Below are 23,753 nucleotides of genomic sequence, written 5' to 3' on the forward strand. Positions count from 1 at the left end.
AAGTCCGCCCGGAACACTGCGTAATTTTCATGCAAAATTTTGAACCGCCTTGTATTTTTGTTGCGCTGCACCTGCGAAAGGATTAGATACCGGGCTGACGCGAAAAGGATGACATTGATGCCCCATGACGGACAGGACCCGACGCTGCACGCCGCCGTTTTACCTGAAAACCTGCTGACACAGACCGGGGCGGCTCTCGGTCCCGTCCAGTCTCTTCTTGATGCAGCTGTGTCGCGGGTGCGCGATCTGGTGACCGAAGACGGGCGCGTATCGGGCGGGCTTGTCGAGAAGCATCAGACAGCGGCGCATGGTCTTGCCTGGCTTGCCACATACGCCCGCGCGCTGCAGCAGATGCACGCCTGGGCGCTGGGTTTGCAGTCGTCCGGCCGTTTCCGGGAAACCGAACAACTTATTCTTTCCATCGCCTTCGGAGAGTATCTGTCGCAGATCACCGGCGGCATTCAGATGAACCAGGGCGAAATCCTCCGTCTGCGCGACCTGGGCCTCAGCGATGAGGACAGCCACGCGCTTCGCGCCCCGGCCATTACCACGCTGATGCAAAGCGGTAACAGCCAGGCCGCCCGCACCCGGCTTGTTGAGCTCATGCAGGAACATTCCGCCGATGTAACTGTCGGCGCATCAGGGCTGGATGAAGAGCTTGAAATGATCCGCGACCAGTTCCGCCGGTATGCGGTGGAGAAAGTAGAACCATTTGCCCATGACTGGCATCTCAAAGACGAACTAATCCCCGTCGAAGTCATCAATGAGCTCGCCGAAATGGGCGTGTTCGGCCTGACAATCCCGGAACAGTACGGCGGCTTTGGCCTGTCAAAGGCTTCCATGTGCGTCGTATCCGAAGAGCTCTCGCGCGGCTACATCGGTGTGGGCTCGCTGGGCACACGCTCCGAGATCGCAGCAGAGCTTATTCTTGCGGGCGGCACCGACGAACAAAAGGCGAAATGGCTGCCCAGACTGGCCTCGGCAGAAACGCTGCCCACTGCCGTATTTACCGAGCCAAACACCGGCTCCGACCTTGGCAGCCTGCGCACGAGAGCAGTTAAGGACGGTGAGGATTACCGCATCACCGGCAATAAAACGTGGATCACTCATGCCACCCGGACCCAGATGATGACACTGCTGGCACGGACCGACCCTGACACCACGGATTACCGTGGCCTGTCCATGTTCCTTGCTGAGAAAACACCGGGTGACGAGGCTGATCCCTTCCCCACGGACGGGATGACAGGCGGTGAGATCGAGGTGCTTGGCTATCGCGGCATGAAAGAATACGAGCTCGCCTTCGATGATTTCCATGTCAAAGGTGAGAACCTGCTCGGAGGTGAGGAAGGCAAAGGGTTCAAGCAACTTATGGAAACCTTCGAATCCGCGCGGATCCAGACAGCTGCCCGCGCCGTCGGCGTGGCCCAGTCAGCGCTGGATATCGCGATGCAGTATGCGCAGGACCGCAAACAGTTCGGCAAATCGCTGATCGAATTTCCGCGCGTGTCCGGCAAGCTTGCCATGATGGCCGTTGAGACCATGATCGCGCGCCAGCTGACCTATTTCTCCGCATTTGAAAAGGACGACGGGCGCCGCTGTGATGTCGAAGCTGGTATGGCGAAGCTTCTGGGCGCACGTGTGGCTTGGGCGGCAGCCGACAACGGGTTGCAGATCCACGGCGGCAACGGTTTTGCGCTGGAATACAAGATCAGCCGTGTGCTCTGCGACGCCCGGATCCTGAATATCTTTGAGGGGGCGGCAGAAATACAGGCACAGGTTATCGCGCGACGCCTGCTCGGCTGAAGCCTGAGAGGCGCGCATAAACCCCGGCGTTACGAGACGACCGCTGCCCGTTTCCAGGGCAATTGAGCAAAGAATTGCCTCTTCGGGATGCCAGTTACCCCCCTGTCGGGCACCTGACGCAAAACACAGCTTGATGCATCACATACCTCTGCGTATGGAAATGGCATGAAACGCACGCGATTAAACCGAAACGCATGGATAGAAGCCGGCCTCAAAGCGCTGGTGGCCGATGGCCCGACAGCTCTGGCAGCAGAACCGCTGGCACGCAGGCTGAATACCACTAAGGGATCGTTTTACTGGCATTTCCGCGACGTACCTGATTTCCAGGCGGCGGTTGTAAAAGACTGGCAGACGCGCGCCTTTGCAACCGTGGTAACGGCGCTGGCAGAAGACGGCAGCACCGAGATGCGCCTGCGCCGCTTTGGCCGGCTGATGCTGGCCGACAAGCAGGATCCCGCACTCCGGGCCTGGGCCAGAACGGATAAATCAGTCGCCAGAGCACTGGCCCAGGTTGACGCGGAGCGACTGACATATCTTGCTAACCTGCTGAAACAACTGGGGATCAAAAACCCGGAGTTTGCGCAAAGTACCCTTTCCGCAATGATTGGCCTGCCGCAACTCGTCGGCAAGTCCAAACCCGCCGCGGCGTTTGATACGCTGGTTGACCTCGTGATCGCGCTGCAATGATACGCGGGCGGACAACAGGCTTCGTGACGGCTGTGCTGCTTCTTGCAGGCTGTTATGGCGATGAAACGGCCACAGCTTACGGTGCTGCGGACAAAACCTGGGTTCTTGAGGAGATCGGCGGCACAGCCGCAACCGGCCGCACGACACTGCTTTTTCCCGAGCCAGGCACAATTGCAGGCGAAACTGCCTGCAACAGGTACAGCGCGTCGATGACCGTGCCCTATCCGTGGTTCGAAGCAGGCCCGGTTGCCACGACCCGCAAGGCATGTCCAGAGGATGCCACGGCATCAGAACGCGCTTATCTGGCAACCCTGCAGACCATGAGTCTGATTGAGGTCCTGGGCGACACTCTGATCCTGACTAACGATGACGACGCGGCGATGATTTTCAAAGCCGGCGACTGAACGCCTCGACGAAACGCGCACGTGCCTCGGGCAGCGGTTTGCCCCCCAGATCCCGTGCCAGATGCTGCTCAAGAAAATACCCCGTAGTCCGGAATGCTTCGGCGATCTCCGCGTCCGGCGCGTCACCTTCGCCCCTCAGCACATCCGGCAGGGGCAGCATCCGGTCCGCCCACTCTCCGGCGGCCTCGCGCGACACAGCCCGCCCGGATTTCGGAGACACATAGCACAGATCTTCTTGCTGGCCGGTGACCGCACAACGATCAAGCTGCAGCGCATAGCCGGTTTCAAGCAGCAACCGGACCTCCCAGCGCAGATAGGCAAGCGGCCAGATATCTCCCTGCCCCAGCAGGTCCAGCAATTGTTCAGTCTGCTGATAAAGTGCGGGGTGCGGTTCACGCTCCGGCAGGCTGAAAGACAACAGAGACGTCACTGCATTCAGACCGGCCAGCGCCATCCGGTCTCCCATCGCCGCAGCCGCCCGGCTGCGCACAGGCTCTGCGTGGAAACTGCCGATGTGGTCTTCCAGACGCGCCTGCCATGTCAGATCAAGCTGCGCACCGGGTTGCAGCACCGGCGCCACCTTGCGGCTGGCGCCGCCTCGCACGACCCCGGCATGCCGGCCATGCGCGGGTGTAAAGACTTCGATAATCGCAGAGGTTTCACCATGCCGGCGGACGCTCAGAAGAATACCCTGATCGCGCCATTCAATCATGCCAGTCCAGGCTCATCCAGCATATGCCGCCCCTGACGGTCCTCAACTTCGATCACCCACAGATCAGGATCAAAGCCGCGCTGCCGCGTGACCGCCTCATCGACATCTGCCTCAGGTCCCTCGGACAGAACCGCCCAGACCCGGTCACCGCTCATCAGATCGAAACTCCGCTGGAAGAGCCGCGCCTGCCCGTCGAGCGTATTCAGCTTCACCAGCACAGCACCGCCTGTGTCATCACCGTGAGCAACCACAAAGGCCGGCACATCGGCACCGCGCAGGCGCATCAGATAGGCATCCACCCAGAAACGCGCGGTCAGCCGGGCCATCTCAGCACCCCGCTCCGGCGCGAAACAAAAGGCACCTGTCCTGCCCATCCGGCGGCTGCAGGCTGTTCAGGTGTTGCCATCCCGGAAATCCAGCCCCATTTCGGAATAGCGTTCCGCCTCATCAAGCCAGTCCGGCCGCACTTTAACCTGAAGAAAGAGATGCACGCGGCGGCCCAGAAACGCTTCTAGTTCCTCGCGGGAGGCTTTTGACACCGCTTTGATCGTTTCGCCCTTATGGCCAAGCACGATCCCCTTATGACCATCGCGCACCACATAGATCAGCTGGTCGATCTTTGCGGAGCCGTCCTTGCGCTCTTCCCAGTTCTCGGTCTCCACGGTGAGCTGATAGGGCAGCTCCTGATGCAGGCGCAGCGTCAGCTTCTCACGCGTCATTTCAGCCGCGATCATACGCATCGGCAGGTCGGCAATCTGGTCTTCGGGGTAAAGCCACGGCCCTTCCGGCACCTGCTCTGCAAGCCACTGGCGCAAAGCCTCCACACCATGACCGCGCTCCGCCGAGATCATGAATGTCTGTGCAAATTCATACCGCGCGTTGAGTTCCTTTGAGAGCCCCAGCAGAACTTCCGCCTGAACCCGGTCGATCTTGTTGATGGCAAGCGCCACGGAGCGCCCCTCTCCGATCTCTGACAGACGTTCCAGAATGCGGCCCACACCCTCGGTCAGCCCGCGGTGCGCCTCCACCATGAGCACCACGACGTCTGCATCCGCGGCACCGCTCCAGGCCGCGGCCACCATCGCCCGGTCCAGCCGGCGCCGCGGCTGAAAAAGACCCGGCGTATCAACGAACACGATCTGGGCGTCGCCTTCCATCGCAACTCCACGGATCCGCGCCCGTGTTGTCTGTACCTTATGGGTGACGATCGACACCTTGGCGCCGACCATCCGGTTCAGCAGCGTTGATTTACCTGCATTGGGCTCCCCGATCAGGGCAACAAATCCCGCGCGCGTCGTCATGATCTGCTCTCCAGTTTTGCCAGTAATGCAGCCGCAGCAGCCTGTTCAGCCTGCCGTTTTGATCCGGCGCTCGCCGCTTCGCTCTCTCCGGTGTCGAGCCGGACGGTAATCGTGAAGACAGGCGCATGATCCGGTCCGCTCCGGGCGGTCTCAACGTATTCGGGTGGTTGTTGTTTACGCGCCTGCGCCCATTCCTGCAAAGCGGTCTTTGCATCGCGGGCGTCCTCTTCAACCTCATGCACCCGTTTGCCCCAGAGCCGCAGGATCATCTCCCGGGCCGGTTCAAACCCCGCATCAAGGTACACGGCCGCTATCACGGCCTCAATCGCATCCCCCAGAAGCGCCTGCTTGCGCCGCCCGCCGGAGAGCATTTCCGACCGTCCCAGCCGCAGCACAGCCCCCAGATTGATCTCGCGCGCAACATCCGCACAGGTCTCCTTGCGCACCAGCGCGTTGAACCGGGGCGCAAGCTGTCCTTCGCTGGCCTTGTCGTCGGATACAAGCAGCGCCTCGGCCATCACCAGACCCAGCACCCGGTCACCCAGAAATTCCAGCCGCTGGTTATCGTCCCGGTTTGCCGTTGAAACAGACGAATGGGTAACCGCTTCAACAAGCAGTTCCGGGCGCACGAACTCATAACCCAGCCGGTCCTGAAAGGACTTCAGCTCGCCCGCGAGTTTCACTCAACAGCCTTAAAGAACCGGTCGCCACGCCAGGTCCAGATAAAAAGCATCGACCGCCCTGCCGAGGAGAACATGATACGATCCGCCCGCCCGATCAGGTTTTCATAGGGCACGAAACCGACCCCCTGTACGCGCTGTGACAAACGGCTGTCTGCGGAGTTATCGCGGTTGTCACCGATAAAGAAATAATGCCCTTCAGGCACCGTATAAATGCTGGTGCGGTCAGACCCCTGCGAGGCGATATCAAGCACTGCATATTGCCTGCCGCCGGGCAGCGTCTCGATCGCACGCGCTTTGCGGCATTCTCCGCCATCACCCACCGGCCCGTTCATGCAGCGCGGGCGCCGGCCCTCGGGCCCCTGAGGCGCCATTTCTTCGACAAAAGTGCCATCGGGCTCCTGCGGCACCTCTGCACCGTTCAGCCACAGAACCCCGGCACGCATCTGAATCGTGTCGCCGGGCTTACCAATCAGGCGTTTAATATAATCCCTGCCCGAAACCGGATGGCGAAATACCACGACGTCTCCGCGTTCCGGCTCGCCCCCCCAGATGCGGGTGTTTTCACCATCGAGAAAGCCGCAGATATCCTGGGCATCCACGTCGATACCAAAGCGCGGCATATAAAGGCTGGGACAGGACGCATATGAGTAGCCATAGGCCATCTTGTTTACAAAAAGGAAATCACCGACCAGCAGCGTCTCTTTCATCGAGCCTGACGGAATCCAGAACGGCTGAAAGAACAGCGTCCGGAAGACACCTGCGATCAGCAGCGCATAAACTACTGTCTTCACCGTCTCGACGAAAGCATTCGGCGATTTTGCGTCTTTTTCGGCCATGTGGCGGATATCCCGTTTGGTTTGGGCGGTAATGCGAAGGCGCGGAGGGGAAGTCAAGGTGCGCCGGCGCAAGCTTGCGTGCGCGGGGTGTCCCTGCGGGGACAATTGCCTTTGCTGTCAGGCACTGCAGGCATTGCCCACAGGGATTTTCAGCACCCGTAAACTGCGCGTCACTCTTTGGCGGGCAGCGCTTCGATAACGACAAAGGCCTGCGCCCAGGGGTGATCATCGGTGAGTGTTACGTGGATCACGGCCTCAAATCCCGGCGGTGTCATTGCGTCGAGCCGGTCACGCGCCCAGCCGGTCACGTGCATCACAGGCTGGCCCGTGCGCAGATTGGTAACCGCCATGTCTTTCCAGGAAATGCCCATCGCAAGGCCGGTCCCCAGCGCCTTGGAACATGCCTCTTTCGCGGCCCACCGCTTGGCATAAGTGCCTGCCACGTCTTTGCGCCGTTCAGCTTTGCGCTGCTCCGTTTCTGTGAACACCCGGTTGCGGAACCGGTCTCCGAACCGGTCCAGCGTGCCCTGAATCCGGTCGATATTTGCAAGGTCTGTACCGATCCCGAGGATCATTGCGCCGCTCCTCTGCCGCTGCCGGGTTCCGCGTTTATGCGACATCTGCCCTGGCTGCGACTGTGGTAGCCTATTGAAAGCGCGGCGACAATCGGCGCGCGGCGGGTTGATCCGGCCCTCGCGGCGTCGTGTCTGCCACGCTGATACAGGCGGCGCGGGATTCTCAATCAGCCGGCGGGCCGGTCAAGCACCAGTTTTAACCCGGCCTCGTAGCTGAACCTCACCACAATACAACTCGCCCCGGCAAGAATAACAATCGAAAGGCCGAACGTCAGCGGTTCAATCTCGCGCAGGCCATCGGCATGCCCGGTGTCCAGCAGAAGTGAAATCGCGTAAAACGCGTCAACAACCAGCGCCGTGATCGCCGTCATGCTGAGTGCTGCAAGCCAGATCAGCTGGCGTTCCGGCCAGGCCTTTCTGGTGCGGGCATAATTCTGTCCCTCCAGCAAAGCGGCCATAACAACAGCAGCACCCGCGACCGGCAGCATACTGATGTGGCTGCCCGTCAGGCTTGCAATGCCCTGAACCACGACGGATGCCGAGAGAAGCATCGCCATGGCTGTGCTGATGAACCAAAATGGTCGGAACATAAAACCAATACCCTGGAGAAACATAATAAACGCAACTTAAAGCTGAAATGTGGCAACACTGTGTCCTGACACAGTTTGAGTCAGATCCGGTTGCCCTGCCTTGATATTTTGGAAGGAGCAGGCACCCTTCAGGCCCGTGCTTCATCCATCAGGCGTCGCATTTCCGCGATGGCAGGTTGCAGCCCGCGAAAGATAGATTCCCCGATCAGAAAGTGCCCGATATTGAGCTCCATCACCTCCGGAAAAGCCGCCACAGGCGACACGGTTTCATAGTTCAGACCGTGTCCTGCATGTACTTCGAGCCCAAGCCCGTATGCAAATTTCGCCATTTCGCCAAGATCGGCGAGTTCCTTTTTCACGGTCTCAGCATCACCCTCTGCATGGGCGTCGCAATAGGCACCGGTGTGCAGTTCTATGACCTGCGCGCCGATCCGGTGCGCGGCTTCGATCTGTCGTTTATCGGCTGCGATAAAAATGGAAACGCGGCATCCGGCATCGCGCAACGGCGCGATGAAATGCGCCAGACGGTTCTCCTCACGGGCCACTTCAAGACCACCCTCGGTTGTACGCTCCTCACGTTTCTCCGGCACAATACAGACCGCATGAGGCTGGTGCCGCAGGGCAATCTGCTGCATCTCGGAGGTTGCGGCCATCTCAAAATTCAGCGGAACCGTCAGAACGTCCATAAGCCCCTCGATGTCGGCGTCAGATATATGCCGCCGGTCTTCGCGCAGGTGCGCGGTAATGCCGTCCGCACCGGCCTCCTGTGCAATCCGCGCGGCACGCAGAGGGTCGGGATAATCACCGCCACGCGCATTCCGCACTGTGGCCACATGATCTATGTTTACGCCAAGGCGCAGTTTTTTCGTGTCAGACATGGTGTCCTCCGTCTATTCCCCGGCAGAATGTTGTTCGGCCTTGCGTTTGGCTTCCGCTTTAGCTGCGGCTTTTGCCTTTATCTCGATCAGCTTTTGTTTGATCATCCCTTTGCGGCGTTTCTGATACACGCGGATGACAGGCACCGAGAGATAGTAACAAAGCGTCGCAAAGAAAATACCCGGCAGAACACCGCCCACCATATATGGAAAAAAGATCTCGTCGTAAAAAACACCGAGCCGCGACCAGTCAGCGGTGGCATCGGTGAAAATCGCCATAAAGTTGTCTTTCAGATCCGCGCCGGCATCCACGAACTTCCCGCCAAAAGACCGCTGAACGCTTTCGTCCATCTTGCCGCCGAGAAGCCAGTGCCCGGTGGAGAGGGCTGCGACACCGATTGGCACATAGGTCAGCGGATTACCAAAAAACGTGGCCATCAGAGAGGCGATCACATTGCCGCGCATAACGGTCGCCAGTCCGGCCGCGATAAAGAAGTGAAATCCGTAAAAAGGCGTGAAAGACGCAAATACCCCCGCCCAGATGCCCCGGGCGATCCGCTCCGGGCTGTCCGGCAGACGCCGCATACGGTGTTTGACATAGTGAAAGGCCCGTGCCCAACCGCCGCGCGGCCACAGAAATTCAAGCACAGCACGGGGCCAGCTTTTGGGAACTCTGCGTTTGAAGACCAAGAAGTTGTCCTTGTTTGAGCGGTCCGGGGTCCGGATCATTTCACCGTTAGATTATGACAACCCGATGGCCCGGATGGGACATCAGGCAGGAGATTCGACTGAAGGCCGCGACATGTTGCGCGCGCGGGACACCGCCGCAACATCGCTCTCAGCCTCAAGCGTCAGCATCAAAGAGTGCAGATGCGCGACATCCCTGAGTTCCACATAGATCAGAAGACGGTAAAAGTCAGGTTTCCTGTCGATAAATTGCAGGTCAGAAATATTTGCACGGGTTTCGCCGATCAGCGTACAGATGCGCCCCAGGGTGCCTGCGTCATTATTCAGCGTGACCTCAAGCGTCGCACCATAAACCGCCGGGTGGCTGCCGTCGTGCCAGTGCAGATCGAGCCAGCGCTCTGGCTGATCTTCGTAAGCGCCGAGACGGTCACAATCGATGGCATGAACAACCACACCGCGCCCGCGGAAAGTAATACCCACGATCCGCTCTCCGGGCAGCGGCTGGCAACAGAATGCGCGCTCAAACGACTGCCCCGGCGACAGGCCGATCACCGCGCGGCGCACGTCGACCTTCTCTCCCGGTTTCGGGACAAGATCCGGGTAGACCGACTGCACCACTTCACGCCCGGTGATCTCGGCACTGCCGAGACGCGCCATCAGATCATCGCGGTCTTTCAGGCGCATATTGCGCGCCGCCGTCGACAGCGCCTTGTCGGTGGCTTTGCGGCCCACATGCTCAAACGCCGAACGAGCCAGTTCGCGCCCGAGTTTCACAAACCGCGCACGGTCTTCTTCACGCAGCGATTTACGGATGGCTGAACGCGCTTTGCCGGTCGTTGCAATGTCGAGCCACGTGGCCTGCGGGCTCTGCCCCTCGGCGGTGATGATCTCAACAGACTGTCCGTTTTTCAGCCGCGTCCAGAGCGGCACGCGCATGTGGTCGACCTTGGCCCCGACACAGGCCATGCCGATCCGGGTGTGAATGGCAAAAGCAAAATCGATCGGCGTTGCCCCGCGCGGCAGTTTCACCACCTCGCCCTTTGGTGTGAAGCAAAAGACCTGATCGGAATACATCTCAAGCTTGACCGCTTCGAGAAAGTCTTCGTGATCCTCTTCGGCGTCAAACTGTTCGGTCAGCGTGGTAATCCAGCGCGCCGGATCCACCGCAAAGGGGTTCTGTGAGCGCACACCGTCGCGATAAGACCAGTGGGCGGCCACACCGGTTTCGGCCACGTCGTGCATCTGGATGGTGCGGATCTGGACTTCAACGCGTTTGCCGTCCCGTCCGGAAACGGTGGTATGGATCGACCGGTATCCGTTTGTTTTTGGCTGGCTGATGTAATCCTTGAAGCGGCCCGGCACCGCGCGCCAGCGCTGGTGAATGGCCCCGAGGGCGCGGTAGCAGTCTTCCTCGCTGCTCGTTATGATCCGGAAGCCGTAAATATCCGACAGGCGGCTGAAGCTCTGGTCTTTCTCCTGCATTTTGCGCCAGATCGAATAGGGTTTTTTCGCACGGCCCAGAACTTCTGCTTCCACGCCCGCCTTGTCCAGTTCCAGCCGCATATCGCCGGTGATCCGCTGGATCACATCGCCCGATTCACGCTGCAGGTTGATAAATCGCCGGATAATCGAGGCACGTCCGTCCGGGTTGAGCACACGAAACGCAAGATCCTCGAGTTCTTCGCGCATCCATTGCATACCCATGCGCCCGGCGAGCGGGGCAAAAATATCCATGGTCTCCCGTGCTTTTTGCGCCTGTTTGTCCTGACGCATGGCCTTGATGGTGCGCATATTGTGCAGACGGTCGGCGAGCTTGACCAGAATGACCCGCAGATCCTTGGACATCGCCATGAAGAGTTTGCGGAAATTTTCGGCCTGTTTTGTCTCGGTGGAATTGAGCTGCAGGTTCGTCAGCTTGGTGACACCGTCCACGAGCCCTGCCACTTCCGGGCCGAAGAGCTTTTCGACCTCGGAATAAGAGGCTTTGGTGTCCTCGATCGTGTCATGCAGCAGGGCAGTAATGATTGTCGCATCATCCAGCTGCTGTTCTGTCAGAATCGCAGCAACCGCGACGGGATGACTGAAATAAGGCTCGCCCGAATGCCGCAGCTGCCCTTCATGCATATCGCGCCCGTAGTCATAGGCGGCACGGATCTGCTTTGCATTTGTCTTCGGGTTGTAGTTTCTGACCAGAGCGATGAGACCATCCGCTGAAATGCCGAGATCTTCATCTGCTGTGATCGTCATCCCGTCCGCCCTTCAGGCCGGGGAGGAGCTGATATCAGCCCTGCCCCTGTGCGGCCATAAGCTGGCGCAGCAGCATCTCTTCGGACATGCTGTCTTCTTCCGGCTTGTCCTGTTCGGCCCCCATCAGAAGCGCCATTGCGTCTTCTTCCGGCTCATCAACCTCGATCTGGTTCTGATTGCTCTCGATCAGGCGCTCGCGCAGCTCTTCGGCGCTCTGCGTCTCATCGGCGATTTCACGCAGGGACACGACAGGGTTCTTGTCGTTGTCACGGTTCACGGTGATCGCAGCGCCGGAGGAAATCTCACGTGCACGATGCGCAGCCAGCATAACCAGTTCGAAACGGTTCGGGACTTTATCGACGCAATCTTCAACGGTGACGCGGGCCATGGAGCTCTCCAGCGGATGTAAGGTGTATCAGAAGTGCGTTATCTAGGCGCCTTTATGCGGTTTTACAAGCGCAGAATGCAGCTTTTGAACCTGGTCAACAGCGCCTTGCGGCAGGGCCGCGCACATCTCAGATATGCTGCGGCCGCAGACCGGATGCACCCAGTCCGGCGCCACATCGCAAAGCGGGACCAGCACAAAGGCACGCTCCTGCATCCTCGGGTGCGGCAGGATCAGCGTCTCAGGCGCCCGTTTCATCTGGTCGTCGAGCGTCAGGTTATACCATTCTTTGTGGGTCGAGCTGTCCGGGTGTACCAGATCGCCGGCCGCGATCAGATCAAGATCAAGTCCGCGCGCACTCCACCTTACAGTGCGCTCGCGTCCGGCACCGGCCTCAATCGTATGCAACGCGGAAAGAACCTCTACCGGGCTGAGAGACGTTTCAGCCGCAAGTGCCGCATTCACAAAATCGGGACCACTGCCCGACGGAAAGGCCGGAGTGCGGTAAAGACCGCTCAGCGCGCGAATCACTCCGATCCGGTTGTTGACCCGCGACACGGCCTTTTGTAACGTTTCCGTAGGGTCACCCCAGGCCGAGGGCAGGTTCGCCCCAAGGGCAATCAGGACAACTGACCGGATTTGAGGCAGGTTTTCGCTTATGTTTGAGGGCTTGCTCTCTTGCGACACCTGGAAAAAACCTTATTTTGCGCGTCCGACGGATGCTCAACTATTACGCATAACGAAAATCAAAGTACCAGCATCCTCCCCACGGAAGGACTGACAATGTTTTATAAGGACGAGCGGCTCGCTCTGTTCATAGACGGCTCGAATCTCTACGCGGCCGCAAAAGCGCTTGGCTTTGACATCGATTACAAGCTTCTGCGGCAGGAATTTATGCGCCGCGGCAAACTTCTCCGGGCTTTTTATTACACCGCTCTGCTTGAGAATGACGAATATTCTCCGATCCGCCCGCTGGTGGACTGGCTCAACTATAACGGCTTTTCGATGGTCACCAAACCGGCCAAAGAATACACCGACAGCATGGGCCGCCGCAAAGTGAAGGGAAACATGGACATCGAACTCACCGTCGATGCCATGGAACTTGCCCCGCGCGTCGATCACATCGTTCTGTTCTCCGGCGACGGCGATTTCCGCCCCCTTGTGGAAAGCCTGCAACGCTCGGGTGTCCGGGTTTCGGTGGTCTCCACCATCCGCAGCCAGCCGCCGATGATTTCGGACGATCTGCGCCGCCAGGCCGACAACTTCATTGAGCTCGATGAGCTCAAAGACGTAATCGGCCGCCCGCCACGCGAATTTGCCGACGCAAACGAGGCCTGAGGCGCCTGACCGGGCGCTGATGACTGGACGCTGAGCGGTCAAAGCCTTACCTCTGGCTCAACGAACCGGAGAACGCTATGATCAGACCGCCCCTCACCCTTTATCTGGCAGCGCCCCGCGGATTTTGCGCGGGCGTGGATCGTGCAATCCGTATTGTTGAGATGGCGCTGGAGAAATGGGGCGCACCGGTCTTTGTGCGCCATGAAATCGTGCACAACAAATACGTGGTGGACGGGCTGCGGGACAAAGGCGCCGTTTTCGTCGAAGAGCTTGCCGACTGTCCCGACGACCGGCCGGTGATCTTTTCCGCCCACGGGGTGCCGAAATCTGTGCCGCAGGCCGCTGAGAAGCGCGAGATGGTCTATGTCGATGCCACCTGTCCTCTGGTCAGCAAGGTGCATATCGAAGCACAGCGTCATGCCGATAACGGTTTGCAGATGATCATGATCGGCCATGCGGGCCACCCCGAAACCGTCGGGACCATGGGCCAGCTGCCCGAGGGCGATGTGCTGCTTGTCGAAACCCCGGCGGATGTTGCAACGGTCAATGTGCGCGATCCTGACCGCCTGGCTTATGTCACACAAACGACGCTGAGTGTGGATGACACGGCCGATGTGGTCGCGGCGCTGCAGGCGCGGTTCCCGGCAATCGTCGGTCCGCATAAAGAAGACATCTGCTATGCCACGACCAACCGCCAGGAAGCGGTGAAGGCGATGGCACCCAAATGCGATGCCATGCTTGTGGTCGGTGCCCCGAATTCTTCCAACTCGAAACGCCTCGTCGAGGTCGGCGCGCGCGCAGGCTGCGGCTATGCGCAACTCGTACAGCGCGCGGATGATATCGACTGGCGCGCTCTGGACGGGATCAGAAGTATCGGCATCACTGCCGGGGCCTCTGCCCCCGAAGTGCTGATCAACGAGGTCATTGCAGCGTTTGAGAACCGCTATGACGTCACGCGCGAACTGGTCGAAACGGCCGTGGAAAACGTCGAGTTCAAAGTCCCCCGCGTGCTGCGGGAGCCGGCATGAGCGACAAGGTAATTGCCCGGGCCGGCGACATAACCGGCACTGTCAAAGCGATGCAGCGACATCATGCAGCGCAGATCAGGTCAGGACTACCCGCCGATGTGGCCCTGGCACTACGAACAGCGGGCCGCACGTCGCGCGTCGACGCCATGGCACCGGAGCGCGGGCACACATCGCCCGACTGCGCGCACAGAGCCGGACGCCCTGAAATCTGCCGGATCCGCGCCAGAAACCTGGCGGCCGCCCTGTGAGCCGTATTCCACCGGCACCGCTGATCCTGGGCCTTGCGGGGCTTATTCCCTTTGTCTGGGGGGCTGCCACTTATCTGAATGACCCGCTGGCGCAATGGGGTGCCACCTATCTCGGCCCGCGCTTTATCGGGCCTTACGTGCAGCTCTTTTACGGCTCGGTGATACTCTCTTTCATGTCCGGCGTGCTCTGGGGTTTTGCGACCCGCGCCGAAGGTGCGCAGGCCGCGACCGGATACACGCTCTCTGTCATCCCGGCGCTCTGGGCTTTTTTCATGACCGGTGGCGGGCCTGTCGCCGCGGGCACGAACCTGATTTTCGGATTTACCGGGCTGCTCATCCTTGATTTCGCCTTCTGGAGGTGGGGTCTGACGCCGCCCTGGTGGATGTCGCTGCGGGTTCTTCTGACAGTGGTTGTCGTGGCGTCGCTCTGCACGGGGGTCTTCCTGTGAGCGACAAAGAAACACTGTCGGTCTATGCGGCCCGGGCTGATGAGTATGCAGCACTTGCAGCTGCCGATAGGCAAAGCAATCCGGCACTTGCCGCATTTACCCGCGCCCTGCCAGAAGAGGCAGAGGTGCTCGACCTGGGCAGCGGCCCCGGGGCCGCCGCGGCGGCCATGGCGCGCGCGGGTCTGCGGGCGACGGCCTGGGATCCGGTACCCGAAATGGTCACGCTCGCCGCCCGCAACGAGGGCGTTAATGCTGAGCAGAAAAGCTTTGACGATCTGACATGCACCGCCTGCTATGACGGCATCTGGGCAAGTTTCTCGTTGTTGCACGCCCCGCGCGAGGATTTTCCGCGGTATCTGGCTGCTATCGCCCGCGCGCTCAGACCGGGCGGGGTGTTTCACATCGGCATGAAAACCGGCACCGGCAGCAAACGCGACAAAATCGGAAGGCTCTACACCTATTACACCACGAACGAGCTGAGCGGGCTTCTTGAAACGGCGGGCTTCACTGTTTCAGAGGTCACGACCGGAGAAGATGCCGGCCTTGATGGTGTGATCGCGCCCTGGGTCAGGATCATCGCCCGTGCCTGAGCTTTACGCTTATACTGACGGTGCCTGTTCAGGTAATCCGGGACCGGGCGGCTGGGGTGCGCTGCTGCGCGCGATGGAGGGTGACACGGTTGTCAAAGAACGCGAGCTTAAGGGGGGCGAAGCGCAGACCACCAATAACCGTATGGAATTGCTCGCGGCCATTAACGCACTTGAATCGCTCAGCCGCGACAGCGAGATCACTATCATCACGGACAGCAATTACGTGAAAAACGGCATCACGTCCTGGATCCACGGCTGGAAAAAGAACGGCTGGAAAAATGCGGCGAAAAAGCCGGTCGCAAATGCTGAGCTCTGGCAGCGGCTCGATGAAGCCAACAGCCGGCACCGCGTGACCTGGGAATGGGTAAAGGGGCATGCTGGCCACCCTGAAAACGAACGCGCCGACGAACTGGCTCGTGCCGGGATGGCACCGTTCAAAAAGTGACGTTCGCGCTTTGGCGTGACATCGCGTCTCCGGGCAGCATGGCAGTTGACCCGTAGGACAATGGGCCGTGGATACGCCGGGAACGCGGGTCAGTCCTGTTCGACAGAGCTGACCCAGCTGCGCAGGAACGTATCGCGCCGCATCCGGTCCAGAAACACAAGCAGTCCCGGACCGAGCCGGATCGGTCGCACAACCGCTGCATTCGCATCGCTTTCGTCAAGATCGACAGGCGGCAGGCCGGACTGTGCTGCGAGCTCAGGCCGGGACCGCATCCCCGCGAGGAAATCAATCATGCGGCCGGCCTCTTCAGTGGCGACTGCGGTTTGCGGGATCAGTGCGGTGCGCAGCATCACGGAAACAAAATCCTCCATTTCGATGATCCGGATACCCGGTGTCTCAGCAAGGCGCGCACGCGCATAAGAGCCCAGAACGTTATAGGCCAGCGCAAGCTCACCCCGCGCGACAGCGGCAATCATATCGCCCGAACAGCAATAAAGCCGCGTGTTCAGGCGCCCCATAATCTCGGTGAGCTGCCAGTAACTTTCGGTATTGCGCGAGTCCTGCGTGGCAAAAAGATAGCCCAGTCCGGAGATGCGCACGTCATAGGTGCCGATGCGCCCGTCAAAGATACCGGGATTACCGCGCAGCAGGGCAATCAGACCCTCGCGGTTATGCGGCAGTTCCAGCCCGGCGAGAGCGGCTTCGTTGATCACCAGCACTGCCGGCTCCTGGGTGAATGCAAATACGCGGTCACGCCAGCGCGCCCACCCCGGCAGCCGCGCGGTGGCCTCGGACCGGTACGCGAGCGCCAGCCCGTCATTCGCCAGTTTGGTCTGCAGATCCATTGCCGAGGAGATCGCCAGATCATAGGCGGCGCCCTCGCGGTAAAGCGCGGTCATCACCTGGGCCGAAGAAGCCACATCATACGTGATGCTGAGACCCGGATTTTCGCTCTGAAAGGCGCGGATGATCGGGTCAAACACCTCGCTGTCGGCTGTCGAGAGAATGCGCAGCTCAGTGTCGCCACCGGGATAAAGGTGGCTCTCCTCAATCTCAAAAGCGCCGGCAGCCGTTATCCGGACAATCAGCAGGAAGGCAAGACAAGCGTGACGCATGCGCCGGCTCCTTCCGGGTTATCAGCAATCTCAAGTGAGCCGCCGTGGGCGCGCGCCACATCGGCCACAATGGTCAGTCCCAGGCCGGAGCCGACCACATCACTCACGTTGGATCCGCGTGAAAAACGGTCCGGCAGCCGTGTGATGTCTGCAGCAGCAAACCCGCGACCCTGATCGCAAAAGACCAGACGACAGGGGTTTCCGGGTTCCAGCCGAACGGTGATATCAGTTTCTGCCGCAGAGTACTTGATCGCATTGTCGAGGATATTGCGAACCGCATTCTGCAACAGGATCGGATCGCCCATGACCCGGGTCTGCTCCGGTGGCAGTTCCAGACGGATGGTGATGTCTTTCAGCTCCGCGGTCGGACCCAGCCGCCCGACGACGTCGTGCAAAAGCTCGCCGGGATCGGTCTCTTCTGTCTCCAGCTGATCAGATCGCAGCGTCACCATTGCATGATCCAGAAGCTGCCCGGCCGAGCGCGAACTTTCATCCACCGCCCGGATCATCTGGCGCAGTGCGGAACGGTTTGCAGGCTTCTCCACCTGCAGGTGCATGACCTCTGCCTGCGTGCGCACAGTGGCCAGCGGCGTGCGCACCCGGTGCGCGGCCTCAACGATCAGATCCTCTGACCGGGTCAGGGCGGCTCCGAGCCGCTGCATGAAACTGTTCAGCCCGGCGACCAGAGGCGCCAGTTCTTCGGGAGTCTCGTCGGTCACCGGGCGCAGGTCTTTCGGGCCGCGCCGCGCCATCGTTTCCGCCAGCCGGTTAAGCGGTTGCAAAGCGTTCCGCGCGGCAAGGGCACTGAGGGCTGTCGCCACGAGGAAAAACGCCACGGCGATGGCGGTGGCCGTGCCGGTAATCCGCGCTGAGATCACTTCCAGTCCAAGCCGGGTCTGCGCCACGACAACCTCGACCCGGCGCGGCCGGCTCGCGCCCGACAATGCCCGGCTGATCACCACCGAACGCAGGCTGTCACCCCGATAGGTATAGGTATCAAAGAGCGGTGCACGCGGGCCGGCACGCCCGGAAGGTACCGGCAGATCATCATATCCGGTGAGCGTTTCGCCATCGACAATGACCCGGTAAAACACCCGGTCCTCTGAAACCGTGCCCAGCATCGACAGAGCGGAATAGGGTAACTCAACCCGCACCGCCCCGTCATCGGAATAGACCGCATCGGCGATCGATGCCGCCGATGCCGCAAGGATACTGTCCTGGGTCTGTTCGGTTGCATTGCCGGCTACCCCCCGCACGGTCAAAAAGAACGCGACCGACAGCAGAGCCGCAACCAGCGCCAGCTGCACCACAAGGCGCCGCCGGATCGACGGAAGCTGTGCGTTCATTCGCGGCGCACCATCCGGTACCCCAGCCCCCGCACGGTCTCGATGGTCGCCTCTGAGGACGCAAGCTTGCGGCGCAGCCTGCCGACATAGACCTCAATAGCATTTTCCGAGACCTCGTCAGAGAAAGAAAACAACCTGTCCATCAGATGCGATTTTGAAAAGACCTGGCCCGGGGCTGCAAAGAACACCTCCAGCAAACGGGTTTCGCGGTTGCGCAGCTGTTCCGAGCTTCCGGCGGCAGAAATCATCCCGGTCGTCGAATCAAATGACAACCCGGCGAACTCACGTGTATTGGCCGCAGCCCCGCCCAGACGGCGCAAAACAGCCCTCACGCGGGCCTCAAGTTCGGTGTAATCAAAGGGTTTGGTGATGTAGTCATCCGCGCCCAGATCCAGCAGCCCCACCCTGTCCGACACCTCGGACCGCGCCGTGAGCACGATGACAGGCGTGGGGTTATCAGCCGCCCGGTGACGTTTAAGAAAGCTGCGTCCGTCACCGTCAGGCAGCATAATATCAAGCAAAATCAGATCGTAATCTGTAGTTCTGGTGGCCAGCTCCGCGTCATTCAGACAATCCGCGTGATCAACCACATGACCGGCCAGCGCAAACCGGCCCGTAAGCGCTGCGGCCAGATCGGCGTTGTCTTCTACCAGCAGGTATCTCATTGGCGCGATGTTCTTCCGACGTGACAGGTTGGTGTCAGGTTCTTACAGTCTGATGACCACACAAGCGGGTGGAGACCCGCGTGTCAAATGGGAGGAACCAATGACAAAACGTCTTTTCAAGGCGCTCGTAGCGAGTGCCGTACTTACTTTGGGTGCCGGCACGGCTGCGACAGCCGCAGAGTGCATCGCCCCTGCGAACCCCGGCGGTGGCTGGGATTTCACCTGCCGCCAGATCGGCAAAATCATGTATGACATCGGCGCTGTCGACCAGCCCGTGCAGGTCACCAACATGGCCGGTGCCGGTGGCGGCCTTGCCTATAACCACGTTGTTGCAGAACGCAACACCGACGAGGATCTGATCATCGCGGCCTCTACCGCCACCTCCACGCGTCTGGCACAGAACGCCTATGCCGGAATGACCGCGGATCAGGTACGTTTTGTCGGTGCTATCGGCGCCGACCCGGGTGTGATCGTTGTTGCAGCCGACAGCCCCTATCAGTCGCTGAATGATCTGGTTGAAGCGATCAAAGCCGATCCCGGTTCCGTGGCCTTCGCCGGTGGCTCCGCAGTGGGTGGCTTTGACCACATCAAACCGCTGATGATCCTGCAGCGCGCAGGTTTTGACGACATCAAAAAGGTAAAATACATCGGTGTTGACGGTGGCGCGGATGCGATCACCCAGACGGTCGGAGGTTTCACCCAGGCGATGACCGGCGATATGTCCGAGATCGTGGGCTTTCTGAAAGCCGGTGAGGTTCGTGTCATTGCGGTTCTGACCGACGAGCGGGTACCGGGATTTGAGGATATCCCTACAGCCAAAGAACAGGGCTATGACGTGGTCGCGGTAAACTGGCGCGGCCTCTACGTGCCCAAAGGCATCTCTGACGAGAAGTTCGAAGAGTGGGCCGGCAAACTGCAGCAGGTCGCCGACAGCGATGAGTGGGCAGCGGCGATGGAAGCGAACGGTCTGGCGCCCTTCACCAAAGTCGGTGGCGATTTCCAGTCCTACGTGGACAATCTGGTGCTTGAGATCAACGCCATGTCCAAAGAGCTGGGAGTTATCCAGTAATGGCAAGTGACCGGATTTTCGGTCTGGTCACGCTCTTTGTGGCGCTCGCATACATCGCGAGCGCCACGCAGATCCAGACCAGCTTTCTCACCGACCCCGTTGGCCCCAAAGCCTTTCCGATGCTGATCGGTGCTGTGGCGGCTCTGTGCTCGCTGGTCATGATCATAAAACCTGATCCTGATCCCGACTGGCCGGCCGCGCGCACCTGGGGTGCGCTTGCTGTCGCGGTCGTGGTTCTGATCATCTATGCTTTTACGCTGAAACCATTCGGTTTCGTGATCCCGACAATCGCCGCTGCTGGCATTCTGAGCTACCAGATCTCGCCCCGCCCTGTGGCTGCCGCTCTCTCGGGTCTCGGGCTCTCGATCGGCCTCTATGTTCTCTTTAAATATGCGCTGGGGCTGAGCCTTGCAGGGTTCCCGAAAGGCTGGTTCTGAGATGGAAATCTTTGCAAACCTCGCTCTGGGATTTGGCATCGCGCTCTCCCCTTTCACGCTGGCCCTGGCTGTTGCGGGCTGTTTTCTGGGCACAATCATCGGCGCATTGCCGGGGCTCGGGCCTTCCAACGGGGTCGCCATTCTGATCCCACTTACCTTTACCATGGGGCTTGATGCCACCTCCGCGCTGGTGCTGATGACATCGGTCTACTACGGCGCGATGTATGGCGGGCGGATCTCCTCGATCCTGCTTAACATCCCCGGCGATGAGCCTGCCCTGATGACAACGCTCGACGGTTATCCGATGGCCAGACAGGGCCGCGCGGGTGATGCGCTGGTGCTCTCCGGTGTGGCGTCCTTTGTCGGGGCGTTCCTTGCAACGGTCGGTCTGATGCTGCTGGCGCCGATGCTGGCGCGCGTGGCCTACCTCTTTGGTCCTGCTGAGTATTTCGCGCTCTACCTGCTGGCCTTCTGCACGCTTGGCGGCATGGCCTCCAACAACCAGGCCAAGGCAGCGCTTGCCTCCTGTATCGGTCTGGGCATTGCCATGATCGGCGTGGACAGCTCCTCCGGCCTGCCCCGCCTCACGGGGGGCAACCTGCACCTCTATGACGGCATCGATTTTCTTGTGGCTATCGTTGGCCTGTTTGCCATTGCCGAAGTCTTCTTCTTCATCGAAAGCCACGGAAAAGGCTCCTCCATCGGCGTCAAACTCGACAAGGTCCGCATTCCCTGGAAAGACATCATGGACACCAAATGGACCATGCTGCGCGCTTCCGGTGTGGGCTTTATTGCCGGCATCCTGCCTGGCGCGGGGGCGTCGCTGGGCTCTTTTCTGGCTTATATGTCGGAAAAATCCATCGCCGGGGAAAAGGGTGGCTTTGGCACAGGTGTGGCCAAAGGGGTCGCCGCGCCTGAAGCCGGAAACAACTCAGCAGCCGGCGGCGCCCTGGTGCCGATGCTGACGCTCGGGGTGCCGGGCTCCGGCACCACCGCGGTGCTGCTCGCCCTGCTGATGACGCTCAACATCACACCCGGGCCCACGCTCTTTACCGAGCGGCCCGAAGTGGTCTGGGGCCTCATTGCCTCGCTGCTGATCGCGAATGTAGTGCTGCTTCTGATGAACGTGCCGATGGTCAAAATCTTTGTGAAGGTTCTGATGGTGCCGGCGTGGGTGCTGCTGCCCGGGGTCACGATGATCTCATTTGTGGGCATCTACTCGCTCTCGGGCAGCTACTTTGACCTGCTGCTGATGGTCGGATTTGGTGTTCTGGGATACATCCTGCGCAAGCTCGATATCCCGACGGTGCCGGTCATCCTCGGCATCCTGCTCGGCGGCAATATGGAAGACGCGCTGCGCCGCGCCATGGTGCTCTCAGACGGAGACGCCATGTTCCTCTTCTCGACACCCATCGCCGTCGGGCTCTGGATCGCTGCCATCGCGGGCTTCGTGGCACCAATGTTCCTGCGCGGTGTCCTGAAAAAGCCGCCGGCGATCACAGACTGATGGTCCGTGTGCTGGTTCCCTCCGGCGCGCTCGGGCTGAACTATGACGAAACGGCCCTGCAGCGCGGCATCGCGGCAGGGCCGGATATCATCGCCATTGACGGCGGCTCAACCGACAGCGGCCCGGCTTATCTCGGGCGGGGTGTGTCGAAATACGCGCGCGCGTCGGTGAAATCGGAATGGGCCGGGCTGATGGCGGCCCGGGCACAGGCCGGTGTGCCGCTGGTGATCGGCACCGCCGGCACCTGCGGCGCGGACAGCGCGGTTGACTGGATGCTCGATATCACGCGCGAGATCGCCGCAGAACAGGGCACCCCGCTGAAAATCGCCGTACTGCGCAGCGGTCAGGATCCCGCCGCGACCGCACAGGCATGGAAGGACGGGCGCATCACCCCCCTGGGCAATGCCCCGGATATCGACGCGGATGCCATCGCGGACTGTACAAACATCGTAGCCCTTGCCGGGGCAGAGCAGATCACCGCGGCACTGGAAACCGGTGCGGACATCATCATCGCCGGGCGCACAACCGACACCGCGATAATCGCAGCACTGCCGCTGATGCGCGACTGCCACGCCGGCGGCGCCTGGCACGGAGCCAAGATCGGCGAATGCGGCGCGCTCTGTGCCACCAATCCGCAATCGGGTGTCATCATGATCGATTTCGACGCCACGGGCTTTACTGTGACACCGCTGGCAGATGGCGCGCATGCCAGCCCGCACACTGTGTCCGCTCATATGCTCTATGAGAATGCGGACCCCTTCATCCTGTTTGAACCCGGCGGACACCTTGATGTGACCGGCGCCGTTTATAAAGCAGCAGATGACACTTCGGTGAGGGTCGAAGGCTCCGAATGGGTGCCGGCAGATGACTATACCGTGAAACTCGAAGGCACGCGTGCCGTGGGTTTCCGGACCGTGACCATCGCGCTGCTGCGCGATCCGCTTTACGTCGCCAATGCCGCTGCCTGGGCTGATGACATTATCGCAAAGTGCAGCGCAAAGATCGAAGCGCGCATGGGTCTCGCAGCGGAAGATTATACGCTCGATCTGCGCCTTGTGGGGCATTCCGCCAGCTTCGGCACGCTCGAGACCCGCACCGGCGATCCATTTGAGATCGGTGTCATTGCGATCATTACCGCCCCCGATGCCGCCCGAGCCTCGGAGATCGGCAAAATGCTGAACCCCTATCTGCTGCACCACCCGCTGACCCGGGAAGAGGAACAGCCGACATTTGCCTTTATGTTCTCCCCGCCCGAGATGCATCACGGTGAGGTGTTCGAGTTTGTGCTCAACCACGTTCTGCACCTGAAGAACCCGATGGACGCCTTTCGCCTGGAGGTAATCGATCTTGCCTGAACTTCGCTCTCTCGTGACCAAGGTCCGCAGCAAAAACGCCGGGCCCTTCTGGCTGACCATCGATATCTTCTGTGGATCGCAGGCGGCCTATGAGCGTGTGCGGGACGGTCTGGCTACATCCCGGGTAGCGGAGGTGTTCGGCACCCGGCGCCAGACAATAAAAAGGTTCGATATACCGGATCTGCAGGTCGTGAAGTTCAGCCTGCCCCGGCCTGCAGTGCAGGGATCGCTGCACGACCGGGACATGCACGGTGCCTCCTGGGCTGCTCTGCTGGGCGAAACTGTTATCTGAGCAGCGACCCGGTGAGAGCCTGAAGCCCGCCGGCGAACGATTGTCCGACGCCATGTGAGTTCTGAGCTTTCCTGAAATAACCGC

General features: G+C 60.4%; 29 protein-coding genes. 14 read left to right on the top strand and 15 right to left on the bottom strand.

The window, feature by feature from the left end; translation table 11 throughout:
• Nucleotides 1-117 precede the first annotated feature (117 nt).
• The 3 genes from Q0M35_RS01655 (at nt 118) to Q0M35_RS01665 (ending at nt 2,894) form a co-directional block, all read left to right on the top strand.
• On the top strand, nt 118-1,803 hold the full coding sequence (locus Q0M35_RS01655) for an acyl-CoA dehydrogenase family protein (RefSeq protein WP_295311554.1): 1,686 nt from the start codon (nt 118-120) through the stop codon (nt 1,801-1,803).
• Nucleotides 1,804-1,968: 165 nt separating this feature from the next.
• Nucleotides 1,969-2,490, top strand: coding sequence for a TetR/AcrR family transcriptional regulator (locus Q0M35_RS01660; RefSeq protein ID WP_295311556.1), 522 nt, complete (start codon nt 1,969-1,971; stop codon nt 2,488-2,490).
• Nucleotides 2,487-2,894: an META domain-containing protein gene (locus Q0M35_RS01665; RefSeq protein WP_295311557.1), complete on the top strand. Its 408-nt coding sequence runs from the start codon at nt 2,487-2,489 to the stop codon at nt 2,892-2,894. The genes Q0M35_RS01660 and Q0M35_RS01665 overlap by 4 nt, the downstream gene beginning before the upstream one ends.
• Here Q0M35_RS01665 and recO read toward each other — a convergent pair.
• The 12 genes from recO to folK form a co-directional block, all read right to left on the bottom strand.
• Nucleotides 2,878-3,603, bottom strand: a complete 726-nt coding sequence (gene recO / locus Q0M35_RS01670) for a DNA repair protein RecO (protein ID WP_295311624.1) — start codon at nt 3,601-3,603, stop codon at nt 2,878-2,880. The genes Q0M35_RS01665 and recO overlap by 17 nt on opposite strands.
• The gene (locus Q0M35_RS01675) at nt 3,603-3,932 is read right to left on the bottom strand and encodes a DUF1491 family protein (protein WP_295311559.1); all 330 of its coding nucleotides are present in this window, start codon (nt 3,930-3,932) and stop codon (nt 3,603-3,605) included. Before Q0M35_RS01675 ends, recO begins: the two co-directional genes overlap by 1 nt.
• A gap of 66 nt (nt 3,933-3,998) precedes the next feature.
• Nucleotides 3,999-4,907 carry a GTPase Era gene (gene era, locus Q0M35_RS01680; RefSeq protein ID WP_295311561.1) on the bottom strand — a complete coding sequence of 303 codons (909 nt, stop codon included), beginning with the start codon at nt 4,905-4,907 and terminating at the stop codon, nt 3,999-4,001.
• Entirely contained in the window at nt 4,904-5,590 is a 687-nt protein-coding gene (gene rnc / locus Q0M35_RS01685; protein WP_295311563.1) for a ribonuclease III, read from the bottom strand. Before rnc ends, era begins: the two co-directional genes overlap by 4 nt.
• Nucleotides 5,587-6,426 (bottom strand): signal peptidase I, encoded by an 840-nt coding sequence (lepB, locus tag Q0M35_RS01690; protein WP_295311564.1) that lies wholly within the window; start codon nt 6,424-6,426, stop codon nt 5,587-5,589. The genes rnc and lepB overlap by 4 nt, the downstream gene beginning before the upstream one ends.
• Before the next feature lie 170 nt (nt 6,427-6,596).
• On the bottom strand, nt 6,597-7,001 hold the full coding sequence (gene acpS, locus Q0M35_RS01695) for a holo-ACP synthase (RefSeq protein ID WP_295311566.1): 405 nt from the start codon (nt 6,999-7,001) through the stop codon (nt 6,597-6,599).
• Nucleotides 7,002-7,168: 167 nt separating this feature from the next.
• Complete coding sequence (locus Q0M35_RS01700) at nt 7,169-7,591, bottom strand: ABZJ_00895 family protein (RefSeq protein WP_295311568.1); 423 nt, start codon at nt 7,589-7,591, stop codon at nt 7,169-7,171.
• A 128-nt stretch (nt 7,592-7,719) separates the two neighbouring features.
• Nucleotides 7,720-8,469: a pyridoxine 5'-phosphate synthase gene (locus tag Q0M35_RS01705; protein ID WP_295311570.1), complete on the bottom strand. Its 750-nt coding sequence runs from the start codon at nt 8,467-8,469 to the stop codon at nt 7,720-7,722.
• Nucleotides 8,470-8,481: 12 nt separating this feature from the next.
• Nucleotides 8,482-9,156, bottom strand: coding sequence for a DUF2062 domain-containing protein (locus Q0M35_RS01710; RefSeq protein WP_295311572.1), 675 nt, complete (start codon nt 9,154-9,156; stop codon nt 8,482-8,484).
• An 81-nt stretch (nt 9,157-9,237) separates the two neighbouring features.
• On the bottom strand, nt 9,238-11,400 hold the full coding sequence (locus Q0M35_RS01715; protein ID WP_295311574.1) for a bifunctional (p)ppGpp synthetase/guanosine-3',5'-bis(diphosphate) 3'-pyrophosphohydrolase: 2,163 nt from the start codon (nt 11,398-11,400) through the stop codon (nt 9,238-9,240).
• A gap of 34 nt (nt 11,401-11,434) precedes the next feature.
• Nucleotides 11,435-11,788 carry a DNA-directed RNA polymerase subunit omega gene (gene rpoZ, locus Q0M35_RS01720; protein ID WP_169639358.1) on the bottom strand — a complete coding sequence of 118 codons (354 nt, stop codon included), beginning with the start codon at nt 11,786-11,788 and terminating at the stop codon, nt 11,435-11,437.
• A gap of 42 nt (nt 11,789-11,830) precedes the next feature.
• Nucleotides 11,831-12,472 carry a 2-amino-4-hydroxy-6-hydroxymethyldihydropteridine diphosphokinase gene (gene folK, locus Q0M35_RS01725; RefSeq protein WP_295311576.1) on the bottom strand — a complete coding sequence of 214 codons (642 nt, stop codon included), beginning with the start codon at nt 12,470-12,472 and terminating at the stop codon, nt 11,831-11,833.
• A gap of 96 nt (nt 12,473-12,568) precedes the next feature.
• Between folK and Q0M35_RS01730 the strand changes: the two genes are divergently transcribed.
• From Q0M35_RS01730 to rnhA, 6 genes are all read left to right on the top strand, one after another.
• Nucleotides 12,569-13,123 (top strand): NYN domain-containing protein, encoded by a 555-nt coding sequence (locus Q0M35_RS01730; RefSeq protein WP_295311578.1) that lies wholly within the window; start codon nt 12,569-12,571, stop codon nt 13,121-13,123.
• A gap of 77 nt (nt 13,124-13,200) precedes the next feature.
• Complete coding sequence (gene ispH / locus Q0M35_RS01735; protein ID WP_295311580.1) at nt 13,201-14,151, top strand: 4-hydroxy-3-methylbut-2-enyl diphosphate reductase; 951 nt, start codon at nt 13,201-13,203, stop codon at nt 14,149-14,151.
• A complete protein-coding gene (locus Q0M35_RS01740; protein WP_295311582.1) occupies nt 14,148-14,399 on the top strand; it encodes a hypothetical protein in 252 nt (83 codons plus the stop codon). The genes ispH and Q0M35_RS01740 overlap by 4 nt, the downstream gene beginning before the upstream one ends.
• Nucleotides 14,396-14,848: a DUF3429 domain-containing protein gene (locus Q0M35_RS01745; RefSeq protein WP_295311584.1), complete on the top strand. Its 453-nt coding sequence runs from the start codon at nt 14,396-14,398 to the stop codon at nt 14,846-14,848. The genes Q0M35_RS01740 and Q0M35_RS01745 overlap by 4 nt, the downstream gene beginning before the upstream one ends.
• Nucleotides 14,845-15,438: a class I SAM-dependent methyltransferase gene (locus Q0M35_RS01750; protein ID WP_295311586.1), complete on the top strand. Its 594-nt coding sequence runs from the start codon at nt 14,845-14,847 to the stop codon at nt 15,436-15,438. Before Q0M35_RS01745 ends, Q0M35_RS01750 begins: the two co-directional genes overlap by 4 nt.
• Nucleotides 15,431-15,883, top strand: a complete 453-nt coding sequence (gene rnhA / locus Q0M35_RS01755; RefSeq protein WP_295311588.1) for a ribonuclease HI — start codon at nt 15,431-15,433, stop codon at nt 15,881-15,883. The genes Q0M35_RS01750 and rnhA overlap by 8 nt, the downstream gene beginning before the upstream one ends.
• An 89-nt stretch (nt 15,884-15,972) precedes the next feature.
• Here rnhA and Q0M35_RS01760 read toward each other — a convergent pair whose 3' ends face one another.
• The 3 genes from Q0M35_RS01760 to Q0M35_RS01770 are packed head-to-tail and all read right to left on the bottom strand — an operon-like array spanning nt 15,973 to nt 19,009.
• Entirely contained in the window at nt 15,973-16,998 is a 1,026-nt protein-coding gene (locus tag Q0M35_RS01760) for a substrate-binding domain-containing protein (protein WP_295311590.1), read from the bottom strand.
• The gene (locus tag Q0M35_RS01765; protein WP_295311591.1) at nt 16,968-18,344 is read right to left on the bottom strand and encodes a sensor histidine kinase; all 1,377 of its coding nucleotides are present in this window, start codon (nt 18,342-18,344) and stop codon (nt 16,968-16,970) included. The genes Q0M35_RS01760 and Q0M35_RS01765 overlap by 31 nt, the downstream gene beginning before the upstream one ends.
• Nucleotides 18,341-19,009 carry a response regulator transcription factor gene (locus Q0M35_RS01770; protein ID WP_295311593.1) on the bottom strand — a complete coding sequence of 223 codons (669 nt, stop codon included), beginning with the start codon at nt 19,007-19,009 and terminating at the stop codon, nt 18,341-18,343. The genes Q0M35_RS01765 and Q0M35_RS01770 overlap by 4 nt, the downstream gene beginning before the upstream one ends.
• Nucleotides 19,010-19,109: 100 nt before the next feature.
• Here Q0M35_RS01770 and Q0M35_RS01775 point away from each other — a divergent pair, with 100 nt between their 5' ends.
• From Q0M35_RS01775 to Q0M35_RS01795, 5 genes are read left to right on the top strand one after another with little or no spacing between them, the layout of a single operon-like run.
• Nucleotides 19,110-20,078, top strand: coding sequence for a tripartite tricarboxylate transporter substrate-binding protein (locus Q0M35_RS01775; protein WP_295311595.1), 969 nt, complete (start codon nt 19,110-19,112; stop codon nt 20,076-20,078).
• Nucleotides 20,078-20,515 (top strand): tripartite tricarboxylate transporter TctB family protein, encoded by a 438-nt coding sequence (locus tag Q0M35_RS01780; protein WP_295311597.1) that lies wholly within the window; start codon nt 20,078-20,080, stop codon nt 20,513-20,515. Before Q0M35_RS01775 ends, Q0M35_RS01780 begins: the two co-directional genes overlap by 1 nt.
• A gap of 1 nt (nt 20,516) precedes the next feature.
• Nucleotides 20,517-22,022 carry a tripartite tricarboxylate transporter permease gene (locus Q0M35_RS01785; RefSeq protein WP_295311599.1) on the top strand — a complete coding sequence of 502 codons (1,506 nt, stop codon included), beginning with the start codon at nt 20,517-20,519 and terminating at the stop codon, nt 22,020-22,022.
• Nucleotides 22,022-23,377: an acyclic terpene utilization AtuA family protein gene (locus Q0M35_RS01790; protein ID WP_295311601.1), complete on the top strand. Its 1,356-nt coding sequence runs from the start codon at nt 22,022-22,024 to the stop codon at nt 23,375-23,377. The genes Q0M35_RS01785 and Q0M35_RS01790 overlap by 1 nt, the downstream gene beginning before the upstream one ends.
• Nucleotides 23,370-23,669: a DUF4387 family protein gene (locus Q0M35_RS01795; protein ID WP_295311603.1), complete on the top strand. Its 300-nt coding sequence runs from the start codon at nt 23,370-23,372 to the stop codon at nt 23,667-23,669. The genes Q0M35_RS01790 and Q0M35_RS01795 overlap by 8 nt, the downstream gene beginning before the upstream one ends.
• Nucleotides 23,670-23,753 lie beyond the last annotated feature (84 nt).

This window comes from Roseobacter sp., from assembly GCF_024639605.1.
Taxonomy (GTDB): domain Bacteria; phylum Pseudomonadota; class Alphaproteobacteria; order Rhodobacterales; family Rhodobacteraceae; genus Roseobacter.

Excerpts from the sequence above, each read along its gene's own strand:
- Q0M35_RS01655 (WP_295311554.1), top strand. The coding sequence starts at position 118 with ATGCCCCATGACGGACAGGACCCGACGCTGCACGCCGCCGTTTTACCT.
- Q0M35_RS01660 (WP_295311556.1), top strand. The coding sequence starts at position 1,969 with ATGAAACGCACGCGATTAAACCGAAACGCATGGATAGAAGCCGGCCTC.
- Q0M35_RS01665 (WP_295311557.1), top strand. The coding sequence starts at position 2,487 with ATGATACGCGGGCGGACAACAGGCTTCGTGACGGCTGTGCTGCTTCTT.
- Q0M35_RS01675 (WP_295311559.1), bottom strand. The coding sequence starts at position 3,932 with ATGGCCCGGCTGACCGCGCGTTTCTGGGTGGATGCCTATCTGATGCGC.
- era (WP_295311561.1), bottom strand. The coding sequence starts at position 4,907 with ATGACGACGCGCGCGGGATTTGTTGCCCTGATCGGGGAGCCCAATGCA.
- lepB (WP_295311564.1), bottom strand. The coding sequence starts at position 6,426 with ATGGCCGAAAAAGACGCAAAATCGCCGAATGCTTTCGTCGAGACGGTG.
- acpS (WP_295311566.1), bottom strand. The coding sequence starts at position 7,001 with ATGATCCTCGGGATCGGTACAGACCTTGCAAATATCGACCGGATTCAG.
- Q0M35_RS01700 (WP_295311568.1), bottom strand. The coding sequence starts at position 7,591 with ATGTTCCGACCATTTTGGTTCATCAGCACAGCCATGGCGATGCTTCTC.
- Q0M35_RS01705 (WP_295311570.1), bottom strand. The coding sequence starts at position 8,469 with ATGTCTGACACGAAAAAACTGCGCCTTGGCGTAAACATAGATCATGTG.
- Q0M35_RS01715 (WP_295311574.1), bottom strand. The coding sequence starts at position 11,400 with ATGACGATCACAGCAGATGAAGATCTCGGCATTTCAGCGGATGGTCTC.
- rpoZ (WP_169639358.1), bottom strand. The coding sequence starts at position 11,788 with ATGGCCCGCGTCACCGTTGAAGATTGCGTCGATAAAGTCCCGAACCGT.
- Q0M35_RS01730 (WP_295311578.1), top strand. The coding sequence starts at position 12,569 with ATGTTTTATAAGGACGAGCGGCTCGCTCTGTTCATAGACGGCTCGAAT.
- ispH (WP_295311580.1), top strand. The coding sequence starts at position 13,201 with ATGATCAGACCGCCCCTCACCCTTTATCTGGCAGCGCCCCGCGGATTT.
- Q0M35_RS01740 (WP_295311582.1), top strand. The coding sequence starts at position 14,148 with ATGAGCGACAAGGTAATTGCCCGGGCCGGCGACATAACCGGCACTGTC.
- Q0M35_RS01760 (WP_295311590.1), bottom strand. The coding sequence starts at position 16,998 with ATGCGTCACGCTTGTCTTGCCTTCCTGCTGATTGTCCGGATAACGGCT.
- Q0M35_RS01765 (WP_295311591.1), bottom strand. The coding sequence starts at position 18,344 with ATGAACGCACAGCTTCCGTCGATCCGGCGGCGCCTTGTGGTGCAGCTG.
- Q0M35_RS01770 (WP_295311593.1), bottom strand. The coding sequence starts at position 19,009 with ATGAGATACCTGCTGGTAGAAGACAACGCCGATCTGGCCGCAGCGCTT.
- Q0M35_RS01775 (WP_295311595.1), top strand. The coding sequence starts at position 19,110 with ATGACAAAACGTCTTTTCAAGGCGCTCGTAGCGAGTGCCGTACTTACT.
- Q0M35_RS01780 (WP_295311597.1), top strand. The coding sequence starts at position 20,078 with ATGGCAAGTGACCGGATTTTCGGTCTGGTCACGCTCTTTGTGGCGCTC.
- Q0M35_RS01785 (WP_295311599.1), top strand. The coding sequence starts at position 20,517 with ATGGAAATCTTTGCAAACCTCGCTCTGGGATTTGGCATCGCGCTCTCC.
- Q0M35_RS01790 (WP_295311601.1), top strand. The coding sequence starts at position 22,022 with ATGGTCCGTGTGCTGGTTCCCTCCGGCGCGCTCGGGCTGAACTATGAC.